The organism is Streptomyces sp. NPDC014991, from assembly GCF_043080665.1.
In the GTDB taxonomy this organism is placed as follows: domain Bacteria; phylum Actinomycetota; class Actinomycetes; order Streptomycetales; family Streptomycetaceae; genus Streptomyces.
In genome coordinates, this window is the sequence record NZ_JBIBVY010000022.1 from 71,677 (window position 1) to 84,120 (window position 12,444).

Sequence of the window (12,444 nt, forward strand, 5' to 3'; positions counted from 1 at the left end):
CGCCGTCTTTCCGGCGGCCACCTCGGACACCGGCTCCTTGCCCGCCGCACCGCCGGAGGCCACCGCCGACGACAGCAGGACCGTGTCCTGCGGTGCCTGGTCGGCGAAGTTCTCGGGGTGGTGACAGGCGACCCGCTGACCCGGCCTCAGCTCCACGAGCTGCGGCTCGGTCGTCCTGCAGATCTGCGTCGCCTTCCAGCAGCGGGTGTGGAAACGGCAGCCGGAGGGCGGGGCGATCGGCGACGGGACGTCACCGCGGAGCAGGATGCGCTCGGTCTTCTGGCCCCGGCGCTTGGGGTCCGGGACCGGCACCGCCGACATCAGCGCCTTGGTGTACGGGTGCATCGGCGACTCGTACAGCGAGTTGCGGTCGGCGAGTTCCACGATCTTGCCCAGGTACATCACCGCGATGCGGTCCGAGACGTGCCGGACCACGGAGAGGTCGTGGGCGATGATCACGTAGGTGAGGCCGAGTTCCTGCTGGAGGTCGTCCATGAGGTTGACGACCTGCGCCTGGATCGACACGTCCAGGGCCGAGACCGGCTCGTCGGCCACCACCAGCTTCGGCTTCAGGGCGAGCGCGCGGGCGATGCCGATGCGCTGGCGCTGACCGCCGGAGAACTCGTGCGGGTAGCGGTTGTAGTGCTCGGGGCTGAGGCCGACCAGTTCGAGGAGCCGCTGGACCTCCTTCTTCACCCCGCCCTCGGGCTCCACGCCCTGCAGCCGGAAGGGCGCGGAGACGATCGAGCCGATGGTGTGCCGGGGGTTCAGGGAGCCGTACGGGTCCTGGAAGATCATCTGGATGTCGCGGCGCAGCGGACGCATCTGCCCGGTGCCCAGCCGGGTGATGTCCCGGCCCTCGAAGGTGACCTTCCCGCCGGTCGGGTCCTGGAGCCGGGTGATGACCCGGCCCATGGTCGACTTGCCGCAGCCCGACTCGCCGACCACGCCGAGGGTCTCGCCCTTGCGCACCTCGAAGTCGATGCCGTCGACGGCCTTCACGGCGCCGACCTGACGCTGGAGGATGCCCTTCTTGATCGGGAAGTGCTTGGTCAGCCCCTCGACCCTGAGCAGCACGTCGCGGTCCTCGGGGGCCGTCGCCTGCTGCGGGATCACGGCCTCGGCCTCGTCCGTCTTCTTGGTCTCACTCACAGCTTCGGCGCAATCTCTTCGGTCCAGATCCGCTGGCGGTCCTCGGCCGACAGGTGGCAGGCGGACCAGTGCCCGGCATCCACCTGCTCCAGCTCGGGGCGCACCGTGCGGGTGACGTTCCCCTTGGGGATGTCCGCGTACGGGCAGCGCGGGTTGAAGGCGCAGCCCGAGGGGATGTTGATGAGGCTCGGCGGCTGGCCCTTGACCGGGATGAGCCGTTCGGAGGTCTCGCGGTCGATGCGGGGCATCGAGCCGAGCAGGCCCCAGGTGTAGGGGTGCTGCGGCTGCTCGAAGACCTCGTCGGCAGGGCCGCGCTCGATGCACCGGCCGCCGTACATCACGAGGACGTCGTCGGCGATCTCGGCGACCACACCCAGGTCATGGGTGATCATGATGACCGCGGAGCCGAACTCCTTCTGGAGGTCGCGGATCAGGTCGAGGATCTGGGCCTGGACGGTCACGTCGAGGGCGGTGGTCGGCTCGTCCGCGATGAGCAGCTCGGGGTTGTTCACCAGCGCCATGGCGATCATGGCGCGCTGGCGCATACCGCCGGAGAACTCGTGCGGGTAGCCGTCGACGCGCTTGGCGGGCTCGGGGATGCCGACGCGGTCGAGCATCTCGATCGCGCGCTTGCGGGCGACCTTCTTGCTGACGTCGTGGTGCACCCGGTAGGCCTCGACGATCTGGTCGCCCACCTTGTAGTACGGGTGCATCGCGGAGAGCGGGTCCTGGAAGATCATCGCCATCTCCCGGCCGCGGAGCTTGCGCACCTCGTCCGGGGCGGCGGAGACCAGCTCCTTGCCGTCCAGCCAGATCTCGCCGGACATCTGCACGTTCTTGCCGCGCGCGCCGAGCCGGTGCAGGCCCATGACGGCCAGCGAGGTGACCGACTTGCCGGAGCCGGACTCACCCACGATGGCGAGGGTCCGGCCCTTCTCCAGCGAGAAGCTGAGCCCGTCGACGGACTTGACCAGGCCGTCGTCGGTCGGGAAGTGCACCTTGAGGTCGCGGACCTCGAGGAAGGCTTCGGGCGCCTTGCCGGCGGTCGTGGGCTCGCCCACGGCGGCGCCGGTCTTGGAGAGTTCGGTCACGAGAGCCTCACCCGCGGGTCGGCGGCGGCGTACAGCACGTCCACCAGGAGATTTGCGATCACGACGAAGAAGGCGGCGAGCAGGGTCACGCCGAGGATCTTGGGCAGGTCGTTGTCGGTGATGCCCTGCACCGCGTACTGGCCGATGCCGGGCAGCGAGAAGACGCTCTCGGTGATCACGGCACCGCCGAGCAGCAGGCCGATGTCCATGCCGAAGACCGTGATGATCGGGGTGAGAGCGGCGCGCAGGCCGTGGCGGACGACGACGTTGCGCTCACGCAGGCCCTTGGCCCGGGCCGTGCGGATGAAGTCCTCGTTCATCGTCTCCAGCATGCCCGAGCGGGTGAGCCGCGCGTAGATGGCGGAGTACAACAGGGCGAGCGAACACCACGCGGGGAACAGGGTGTTGGCCCACTGCGAGGGGTTCTCGGTGAACGGGACGTAGCTCTTGCCGAAGATCGGCCACTGGTACTCGAAGAGCAGGATCGCCAGGTTGCCGGTGAAGAACATGGGCAGCGAGACGCCGGTGAGCGCGATACCCATGAAACCGCGGTCGAGTACCGAGCGCGGCTTCAGCGCGGAGACGACACCGGCCGCCACGCCGGAGACCAGCCACAGTACGGCGGCACCCACGGCCAGCGAGAGGGTGATCGGAAGGCGTGAGGTGAGCTCCGGCCAGACCGCCTGGTGGTTCTTGAAGGAGTAGCCGAAACAGGGCGCGTCGCAGTGCACCGTGGTGGGGCCGAGGTCGTAGGTGGCGCCGGCCACGATCCCCTTGATGAAGTGCCAGTACTGGACGTAGACAGGCTGGTCCAGACCGAGGTTGTGCTTGACAGCGGCGATGTCCGCCGGCGACGGGCTCTTGCCGATGTACTGCTGCGCCAGCTGGTCCGCTGTCTGGCCGACGAGCCGGGGCAGCAGGAAGAAGATGGCGAAGGTGACCGCGGAGACGACCAGCAGCAGGATCACTGCCGCGAACGTCCGGCGGAGGATGTACGAGATCACGGGGACCGGCGCTGGTGCCCGCGGGCCGCGAAGCCCGCGGGCACCAATGCCTTCACCTGCCTTCCGGGGCTGCTACTTCGACGCGACGCCGATGTTGAGGTAGTCGTACTGACCGCTGAAGGCCGCCGTGGAGACCAGGTTGGTGTAGTTCTGCGGGCGGCCCAGCAGGACCTTGAAGTAGGTCAACGGGACCAGGACGGCGTCGTCCATGGTCTTCTTGTCGATCTGCGTGTAGAGGCTGTTGCGCTCGTTGAGGTCCTGCGTCCCGATCGCCTTGCCCAGCAGCTCGTTGACGGGCTTGGCGTCGTACTGCGACAGGTTGGTGTTACCCGACTGGCTGATCGCCTTGCCGTTCAGGATCTGCTGGAGGAAGCCGTAGCCGGAGGGCCAGTCGGCACCCCACTGCATCATGATCAGACCGAGGTTCTGCTTCTCCGAGAACTTCGGCACGCCCACGTAGTCGGTGAAGTACTTGCCCGACGGGTACTGCTTCAGGGAGGCGTTGATGCCGACCTTCTTCAGCGAGGCGATGATCGCCGTGGCGGCGTCGATCTCCGGCTGGCGGTCGGAACGCGCCGCGATGTTGGTCGTGATCGACGACTTGCCGCAGGCCTTCAGCTGCTGCTTGGCCTTGGCGGCGTCGCCCTTGTTGCCCTGGCTGGCGTAGACGTCCGACTTCTCGTAGCCCGGGATGTCCGGCGGCAGCACGGTGGAGGCGATGTCACCGCGGATCGGGCCGCCCTCGGCGGTCTGCACCGAGACCTTGTCGATCGCGTACTGCACGGCCTTGCGGCACTCGGCCTTGTCGAACGGCGCGACCTTGGTGTTGATCGCCAGGTACACCAGACGGCCACCGTAGGTGTTGTCCGTGTTGGCCTTCTTGTCGGCGTCGGTGAGGACCTTGGCCTGGGTGGAGGCCTGGACACCGGTGCCGGCCAGGTCGATCGCGTCGCCCGCGAGGACGTCCTGGTCGATCGTCTCCGGGTTGACCTTCAGCTTGACGACGATCCTGTCCGGCAGCTGCTTGCGCAGCGGGTCCGTCTTCGCGTCCCAGTTCGGGTTGCGCACCAGCACGGCCTGCCGGCCGTCCTGGTAGCTCTGGAACTTGTACGAGCCCGAGGAGACGATGTGCTTGATGTAGTCGACGCCCGTGTCCTTCGCCTGCGGCACCGGGGCCGTCTGCGGGGCGGCGACCAGGTAGTCGAACTCCTGGAAGGCCTGCTTCAGGTGGAAGACGATCGTCGTGTCGTCCGGCGTCACGATGGAGGACAGGCCCTTGGCGCCCTTGTCCTTGTACGGACCCTTGTACTTGTCGCCGTCGGCCAGGAACTGCTGGAAGTAGTTCGGGCCGAGGGAGAGCACGTCACGCGCGAAGTTGGAGCGCTCGACGGCGTACTTGACGTCCTTCGAGGTGATCGGCGAGCCGTCCTCGTACTTCAGGCCCGCACGCAGCTTGTACGTCCAGGTCTTGCCGCCGTCGCTCGGCACGCCCTTGCTCGCCGCGAGGTCCGGGACGAGGGTGTTGCCCTTCTCACCGGCACCCGGCTGGAAGGTCATCAGCGGGCGGGCGTACAGCCGGCTGAGGTTGTACATGTACGCGTAGTACGTGTTGCCGGGGTCGAAGGAGTCCGGCACGTCGGACAGCTCGTAGGTGAGCGTGCCGCCCTTCTTGTCGGACGCGTTGACGACGCCCTTGGTCGCGGCGTTGGCCCCGGCCGACTTGGTGCCGTTCTCGTTCTTGTTGTCATCGGCCTTGCTGCAACCCGCAAGAAGCAGGCTGACGGAGCCGATGGCCGCGATCGCGGCCAGCGCTGACCTTCGCATGATGGGAGCTTTCCCCTCCATTGGTGACAGAATTTTCGGGCTCGTCGCAGCAGGCGTCAGCGGCTGCGCGGATCGAGAGCATCGCGGAGACCGTCGCCGAGCAGGTTGAACGCGAGGACGGTGACGAAGATGGCGAGTCCGGGGACGATCATGAACTGGGGGTCGACCTGGTAGTAGGTGACCGCCTCACGGAGCATGCCGCCCCAGGACGCCTGCGGGGGCTGGATGCCGACGCCGAGGAAGCTCAGGGACGCCTCGAAGAGGATGTTGGTCGGGATCAGCAGCGTCGAGTAGACGATGATCGGGCCGACCAGGTTGGGCATCAGCTCACGGAACAGGATGTACGGGGCCTTGGCACCCATGCCGCGGGAGGCGTCCACGAACTCGCGCTCCCGCAGGGCCAGGGTCTGGCCGCGCACGATCCGGCCCAGGTACGGCCAGTTGAAGAAACCGATGACGAAGATGAGCACGCCCAGGTGGAGCGGGAGTCCGTTGAGACCGAAGGCGCCGCCCTGGAGGGTGGCGGAGATGGCGATGGCGAAGAGCAGGAGGGGGAAGGCGAGGAAGGTGTCCATCAGCCGGCTGATGATCGAGTCGACCCGCCCGCCGTAGTAGCCCGCCACGACACCGAGGACCGCGCCGATCACGTTCGACAGGACGGTGGCACCGAAGGCGACCACCAGCGACACCCAGGAGCCCTCCAGGACGCGGGTGGCGATGTCCCGGCCGAACTTCGGGTCCACACCGAGTGGGTGGTCCAGGCTCATGCCGCCCCAACTGCCCTTGGGCAGCGAGGTGTCGGGGGTGATCAGGTCCTGGTGGAAGGCGTTGGGGTCGAGCCCGAACACGGCCTGGAGGGGACGCGAGAGGATCGCGACGAGGATCAGCAGGACCACGATGGCGCCGCCCGCGACGGCGACCTTGTCCTTCTTGAACCGGGTCCAGGCGATCTGGCCCAGGGAACGACCCTCGATCTGCCCCTTTCCGACACCCTCCAGCACAGCCTCCGGCTGTGCCTCGGCTGCCGCTCCGGTGGTCTCGATCGGTGCGGTCACGGTGAGCGACCCCTCTCGCCGGTGGTGACCGGCCTGCGCCTGCCGCGGATTGCGGCTTTGTCGACTTGCCATCGAGCACGAGGCCTCGGCCTCGCGTCTGAGTCGCGAGTCTTCAGCGTCGTTGTGATCACCCGCCAGAGTTGGCGGCGAAAGTATGCGCAACCGTGATGCAGTGAAGGGGATTCCGTTATCCGAACAGTGGGTAACGACCCTCGGACGCACGCCAGTTGGGGCAGAACGGTGATTACGCCCGGAACGGGACGTATCAGCGGTGTCTACGCGCGCAGAAGGGCGTCGCTCGCACGGACACCGCGGACCCGCCCAAAACCCCTCGCCCGGGGGACCGTTGGTCAGTATCCGCCGTGCGCGGGCGGGTAGCCGTAGCCGGCGGCCGGCGGAATCTGGAGCGGGGACCGGGGCTGCGGGGCGGCGGCGTGGGCCTCGCGGTCGTAGAACGGACGCGCGTTGGCCCGCATCCACATGACCACCGGGTCGTAGCCGTCGGTCATCACGACCGTCGAGACGGGCAGCCCCTCCGGGACCGCGCCGACGGACTGCTGCATCATCGCGCGTACCGAGTCGACCGCCGCCGGGGAGGTGTCGTACACGTCCAGGCCGAGCGCGAGGTACGGCGCCCCGAGCGCCGGCTGCACCCAGGCGCGGCGCAGCGAGCGCAGCGCGGGGGTGCGGTGCGCGTTCTGCGCGAGCAGGGCGTAGAACTGCGGGATCTCGATGCCGGGTTCCGACAGGCGCAGGGGGCCGGCGGGCTGGCGGTCCAGGCCGGCGGCGATGCGGCGCAGGTCGAGCCAGGGGACGCCGACACCGCCGCCCTGGGCGTGCGGATTGAGCCACAGGCCGTAGTGGTCGGGGTAGAGGGTGCGGGCCACGTCGAGGCCGTCGACCACCTCGTAGGAGCGGTTCCAGCCGCTGGCCGACAGCTCCTGGGCGGAGGTGACGCAGGGGGCGTAGTGGAAGCCGCCGACCTCCATGTCGCCGTACTGGGCGTCCGGGGAGCCGGCCTGGCCGTGCCACAGGAACATCCAGATCTGGCCGGAGGAGGGGGCGGCGAGGGCGCGCAGCAGGGCCTCGTAGGCGTCGTAACGTCCAGGCGTGACCTGGCGCAGCATGTGCTCGACGCTGCCGCTCGGGCTCGCGCTCACCTGTCTTACCGCCCCTTCTCGTGGAGTGCCCCGCGTTGGGGGACAGCTTAAGCGCCCGGCGGCCCGGGGCCTCGTGGCCGTAGGCGGGGCGGGCCCGGTGGCCTGCCGCGCCCCGGCCGGCCGGCCTCGGGCCGACCCCGACGACACGGCCTAGTGGCCGAAACGGTAGAAGGGGCGGACGTTCGTCTTCAGCCAGTCGGCCACCGGGTCGTCGGTGACGTCCAGGAGGACCAGGTTGACCGGCCACTTCACCGGGACCCTGCCGAGGGCCCGGCCCAGCGCCTCCAGGGGCAGGGCGCGCAGGTCGCCCTCCCACCGGGAGAGTTCGACGCCGACGAACATCACCGGTTCGTCCGTCTCGACGGCGGCCAGGCAGCGGCGGGCGGTCACCACCACGCCGATGTCCGCGAACTCGGCGGAGGCGGCGGAGAGGAAGTCGACCGGGTCGTCCTGCCAGTCGGGCTCGAAGAGGCGGACCCGGCCGCCGCTGCCGGGGCCGTCGAGCGGCGTGCGGCCCACCCGGCACAGCTCGGCCACGGCCTCGGGCGGCAGCGGCATGCCGACCACGCCGCCCGGGTTCACGGCCAGGCCCGCCTGCGGCGGCAGGCCCCGGGCGAACTCCACGGCGGGGGCGACGGCGTACGACATGTGGGAGCCGGCCGCCTGCCGGAACTGCTCCTCGGAGCTGAACACCGGCACGTACACCTGGCCCTCGATGTCGAGTGTGGGCAGGTCCAGCGGGCCGCTGTCCGGGCCGCCGCCGGCCGGCAGCGGTATCCAGAGGAAACTGCGGCCGAGGACCTCGATGATCCGGCCGCCCGCCGTGGGGACGCCGAGGGAGGCCGAGAGCACCTCCTCCAGCTCGTTGCCGGGCCAACCGCCGTGCGGGTGGGGGTGTGCCTGTGCCGGGAAGTCCGCGGGAAGGTCCGCCGGGAAGTCCATGTGCCTACCGCCTGCTGGGAACCACTGCTGTGAGGTTGAAGGCTAGCGGGTGGCTGTGACATCGCGGCTTCGCGGAGGAACGGTGCGGCACGTCAGCGGACATCCGGGGCGGCGAAGTCCAGGCGGTGCAGGGTGTCCGCGGCGGGGCGGTCCAGCAGCAGCGCCGAGCCGCAGCCCGTGGGCAGTTCGCCGCGCTCGACCGCGCGCAGCAGCCGGGCGGCCGTACGGCGGTGCCGGCGGAAGGCGAAGCGGGAGACGCCCCGGCCGCGCTCGCGCTGGCCCTCGCGGGCCGTCTCGGGGGCGACGTCGAGCACCAGCAGGTGCATGGTGCCGCCGCGGCGGCGGGCCTCACGGACGAGCCAGCCGCGCACCCAGGGCTGGGTGCCGCAGTCGTGGACGACGACGCCGTCGCCGGTGCGCAGCGCGCGGCGCAGGCCGGCGTAGTGCGCGAGGCGGACCACGGGGCGGTAGAGGGCGTACGGCAGGAAGCGGGGCAGGCGGGCCGCGAAGCGGTCGCGGGCGTCCTGGGAGTCGACGCGGTGGCCGGTGACCGCGCGCCGCATCAGCGTGGACTTGCCGCTGCCGGGCAGGCCGGTGATCACCACCACGTCCCGCGGCCCGAAGACGAGGGCTCGGGGGCTGCGGCCGGCGCGGTCGCGCAGGTCGCGGACGACCGGGACGGGGCGCGCGGTGTCGCGCTCGCGGGGGGCGGCGGGGGCGGAGGGCTGCTTCGGCACCGCGAGGCCGGCGGCGGCGGTGACGTACGCCGTGGTCCTGTTCACCGTGATCGTCCTCCCCTGTGGGCTCGGTCATGTCCTGCCCGTTGAAGTTAAAGAGAAGGTAATGGCCGGTGGTCGGTGGTTCGGTGCGGGTCGTGCCACAGGTCGGTTACAGAAGCCGGGCTCGCATGCGATGATGTGCCCGCCAACTGCATACCGGCCGCTTGAATCCGCGCGGGAGAGTCCCCAGGTCCCCTTGGACCGTCTGGGGCGCCGAAGGAGCAAGTCCCTCCCTTGAATCTCTCAGGCCCCGTTACCGCGCGGGCGAGGCACATCTGAAAAGCGGGCCGCTGTGTCCAGTGGTCCCACCCAAGGTGCAAGTCCTGATCGTCCCCGTGGCGGTCGTGGCGAACCTCTCAGGTTCCGATGACAGATGGGGAGGAACGTTCCTCGCCCCGTCCGTATGCCCTGGGAGACGACCGACCGATGAGCAGCACCGAACTCCGCCACACCGCGCTGGATGCCGTGCATCGCGCGCTCGGCGCGACCATGACCGACTTCGCCGGCTGGGACATGCCCCTGCGCTACGGCTCCGAGCGCGACGAGCACCTCGCGGTGCGCACCCGGGCCGGCCTGTTCGACCTCTCCCACATGGGTGAGATCACCGTGACGGGCGCCGGGGCGGCCGCTCTCCTGAACTTCGCCCTGGTCGGCAACATCGCCTCCGTGGGCGTCGGCCGGGCCCGCTACACCATGATCTGCCGGGCCGACGGCGGCATCCTGGACGACCTCATCGTCTACCGGCTGGCCGAGACCGAGTACATGGTCGTGGCCAACGCCTCCAACGCCCAGGTGGTGCTGGACGCGCTGACCGAGCGGGCCGCCGGCTTCGACGCCGAGGTCCGCGACGACCGGGACGCCTATGCGCTGCTCGCGGTGCAGGGCCCGCAGTCCCCCGGGATCCTGAAGTCGCTCACCGACGCCGACCTGGACGGGCTGAAGTACTACGCCGGGCTGCCCGGCACGGTCGCCGGCGTGCCGGCGCTGATCGCCCGCACCGGCTACACCGGTGAGGACGGCTTCGAGCTGTTCGTGCGGCCGGAGCACGCGGAGCGGCTGTGGCAGGCGCTGACCGAGGCCGGCGAGGGCGTCGGCCTGGTGCCGTGCGGCCTGTCCTGCCGGGACACCCTGCGCCTGGAGGCGGGCATGCCGCTGTACGGGCACGAGCTGACCACCGCGCTCACCCCCTTCGACGCCGGGCTCGGCCGGGTGGTCAAGTTCGAGAAGGAGGGGGACTTCGTCGGGCGTGAGGCGCTCACCGGGGCCGCCTCCCGGGCCGAGGTGACAGCACCCCGGGTGCTCGTCGGGCTGGTCGCCGAGGGCCGCCGGGTGCCGCGCGCCGGTTACCCCGTCGTCGCCGGCGGCCAGGTGATCGGCGAGGTCACCTCCGGTGCCCCCTCCCCCACCCTGGGCAAGCCGATCGCCATGGCGTACGTCGACGCGGCGTACGCGGCGCCGGGCACCGAGGGCGTCGGCGTGGACATCCGGGGCACCCACGAGCCGTACGAGGTCGTGGCGCTGCCGTTCTACAAGCGCCAGAAGTAGACACTGGGCGCGGCGGCGCTCCCGGCGGACGCTCCGCGCCGCCGGACGTGACCCTGCGCACATCTCCCCTGCTCACAAGCAGGTCCTACGGTCCCCCTTCATCAGCACTCCCGCGCGTACAGGAGAATTCAGGCCATGAGCAACCCCCAGCAGCTGCGCTACAGCAAGGAGCACGAGTGGCTGTCGACCGCCGAGGACGGCGTCGCGACGGTCGGCATCACCGAGTTCGCGGCCAACGCGCTCGGCGATGTCGTCTACGCACAGCTCCCCGAGGTCGGCACCACCGTCGAGGCGGGCGAGACCTGCGGTGAGCTGGAGTCGACGAAGTCGGTCTCCGACCTCTACTCGCCGGTCAGCGGTGAGGTCACCGAGATCAACGAGGACGTCGTCAACGACCCCTCGCTGGTGAACTCCGCCCCCTTCGAGGGCGGCTGGCTGTTCAAGGTGCGCGTCACGGAGGAGCCGGCCGACCTGCTCTCCGCCGACGAGTACGCCGCCCACACCGCCGGCTGAGGAGTCGTAGCCCCATGACTGTCCTGAACACGCCCCTGCACGAGCTGGACCCCGAGATCGCCGCCGCGGTCGACGCGGAGCTGAACCGCCAGCAGTCCACGCTGGAGATGATCGCGTCCGAGAACTTCGCGCCGCTCGCGGTGATGGAGGCCCAGGGCTCGGTCCTGACCAACAAGTACGCCGAGGGCTACCCGGGCCGCCGCTACTACGGCGGCTGCGAGCACGTCGACGTCGCCGAGCAGATCGCCATCGACCGGGTCAAGGAGCTGTTCGGCGCCGAGTACGCCAACGTGCAGCCCCACTCCGGTGCCTCCGCGAACCAGGCGGCCCTGTTCGCCCTCGCCCGGCCCGGGGACACCATCCTCGGGCTGGACCTGGCGCACGGCGGCCACCTGACCCACGGGATGCGGCTGAACTTCTCCGGCAAGCAGTTCGACGTGGTCGCGTACCACGTGGACGCGGAGACCGGCCTGGTCGACATGGCGGAGGTCGAGCGGCTGGCCAAGGAGCACCGCCCGAAGGTGATCATCGCCGGCTGGTCGGCGTACCCGCGTCAGCTGGACTTCGCCGAGTTCCGCCGGATCGCCGACGAGGTCGAGGCGTACCTGTGGGTCGACATGGCCCACTTCGCGGGCCTGGTCGCCGCCGGTCTCCACCCGAACCCGGTGCCGTACGCGGACGTGGTCACCTCCACGACCCACAAGACCCTCGGCGGCCCGCGCGGCGGCATCATCCTCGCGAAGAAGGACTTCGCGAAGAAGCTGAACTCCTCCGTCTTCCCGGGCTTCCAGGGCGGACCCCTGGAGCACGTGATCGCGGCGAAGGCGGTCTCCTTCAAGGTCGCCGCCTCGGAGGAGTTCGCGGAGCGCCAGCGCCGTACGGTGGAGGGTGCGCGCATCCTGGCCGAGCGGCTGACGGCGGCGGACGCCCGCGAGGCCGGGGTGAACGTCCTGTCCGGCGGCACCGACGTGCACCTGATCCTGGTGGACCTGCGTGCCTCGGAGCTGGACGGGCAGCAGGCCGAGGACCGGCTCCACGAGGTCGGCATCACGGTCAACCGCAACGCCGTCCCGGACGACCCGCGCCCGCCGATGGTCACCTCCGGCCTGCGCATCGGTACGCCGGCCCTCGCGACCCGCGGCTTCACGGCCGAGGACTTCGCCGAGGTCGCGGACGTGATCGCCGAGACGCTGAAGGCGTCCTACGACGCCGAGGGCCTCAAGGCCCGGGTGAAGGCCCTGGCCGACAAGCACCCGCTGTACCCGGGGCTGAACCGGTAAGTCACCTTTCGCCGGGCACCGCGCACACTGGAAGAACCAGGGAGTGCGCGGTGCCCGCACCCTGTACCGCCTTTTGCACCACCCCCCGCATTGAGGAGT

At 70.1% G+C, this 12,444-nt stretch carries 10 protein-coding genes, 1 pseudogene and 1 riboswitch; of the genes and pseudogenes, 3 read left to right on the plus strand and 8 right to left on the minus strand.

The annotated features are described in order from the left end of the window. Positions 1-62: 62 nt before the first annotated feature. The 8 genes and pseudogenes from ACF1BE_RS28485 to ACF1BE_RS28520 all read right to left on the minus strand — a co-directional run. Positions 63-1,152, minus strand: a pseudogene (locus ACF1BE_RS28485) (ABC transporter ATP-binding protein); the annotation flags it as partial. Further along, entirely contained in the window at positions 1,149-2,243 is a 1,095-nt protein-coding gene (locus tag ACF1BE_RS28490; protein WP_392201874.1) for an ABC transporter ATP-binding protein, read from the minus strand. The pseudogene ACF1BE_RS28485 and the gene ACF1BE_RS28490, both read right to left, overlap by 4 nt. Next, the gene (locus ACF1BE_RS28495) at positions 2,240-3,247 is read right to left on the minus strand and encodes an ABC transporter permease (protein ID WP_392201875.1); all 1,008 of its coding nucleotides are present in this window, start codon (positions 3,245-3,247) and stop codon (positions 2,240-2,242) included. Before ACF1BE_RS28495 ends, ACF1BE_RS28490 begins: the two co-directional genes overlap by 4 nt. A 72-nt stretch (positions 3,248-3,319) precedes the next feature. Beyond that, positions 3,320-5,092 carry an ABC transporter substrate-binding protein gene (locus tag ACF1BE_RS28500; RefSeq protein WP_392201876.1) on the minus strand — a complete coding sequence of 591 codons (1,773 nt, stop codon included), beginning with the start codon at positions 5,090-5,092 and terminating at the stop codon, positions 3,320-3,322. A gap of 35 nt (positions 5,093-5,127) precedes the next feature. Beyond that, entirely contained in the window at positions 5,128-6,126 is a 999-nt protein-coding gene (locus tag ACF1BE_RS28505) for an ABC transporter permease (RefSeq protein WP_392201877.1), read from the minus strand. A 350-nt stretch (positions 6,127-6,476) separates the two neighbouring features. Next, the gene (locus ACF1BE_RS28510) at positions 6,477-7,253 is read right to left on the minus strand and encodes an enhanced serine sensitivity protein SseB C-terminal domain-containing protein (protein ID WP_392201912.1); all 777 of its coding nucleotides are present in this window, start codon (positions 7,251-7,253) and stop codon (positions 6,477-6,479) included. Positions 7,254-7,436: 183 nt separating this feature from the next. After that, the gene (locus tag ACF1BE_RS28515; RefSeq protein ID WP_392201878.1) at positions 7,437-8,228 is read right to left on the minus strand and encodes an enhanced serine sensitivity protein SseB; all 792 of its coding nucleotides are present in this window, start codon (positions 8,226-8,228) and stop codon (positions 7,437-7,439) included. A 92-nt stretch (positions 8,229-8,320) separates the two neighbouring features. Further along, the gene (locus tag ACF1BE_RS28520; protein WP_392201913.1) at positions 8,321-9,016 is read right to left on the minus strand and encodes an AAA family ATPase; all 696 of its coding nucleotides are present in this window, start codon (positions 9,014-9,016) and stop codon (positions 8,321-8,323) included. A gap of 156 nt (positions 9,017-9,172) precedes the next feature. Then, positions 9,173-9,276, plus strand: a riboswitch (glycine riboswitch). A gap of 157 nt (positions 9,277-9,433) precedes the next feature. Between ACF1BE_RS28520 and gcvT the strand changes: the two genes are divergently transcribed. The 3 genes from gcvT to glyA all read left to right on the plus strand — a co-directional run bounded on the left by gcvT (position 9,434) and on the right by glyA (position 12,345). Next, positions 9,434-10,552: a glycine cleavage system aminomethyltransferase GcvT gene (gene gcvT, locus ACF1BE_RS28525; RefSeq protein WP_392201879.1), complete on the plus strand. Its 1,119-nt coding sequence runs from the start codon at positions 9,434-9,436 to the stop codon at positions 10,550-10,552. 135 nt (positions 10,553-10,687) lie between these two features. Continuing rightward, a complete protein-coding gene (gcvH, locus tag ACF1BE_RS28530) occupies positions 10,688-11,065 on the plus strand; it encodes a glycine cleavage system protein GcvH (protein WP_392201880.1) in 378 nt (125 codons plus the stop codon). A gap of 14 nt (positions 11,066-11,079) precedes the next feature. Continuing rightward, a complete protein-coding gene (glyA, locus tag ACF1BE_RS28535) occupies positions 11,080-12,345 on the plus strand; it encodes a serine hydroxymethyltransferase (RefSeq protein WP_392201881.1) in 1,266 nt (421 codons plus the stop codon). Positions 12,346-12,444: the final 99 nt, after the last annotated feature.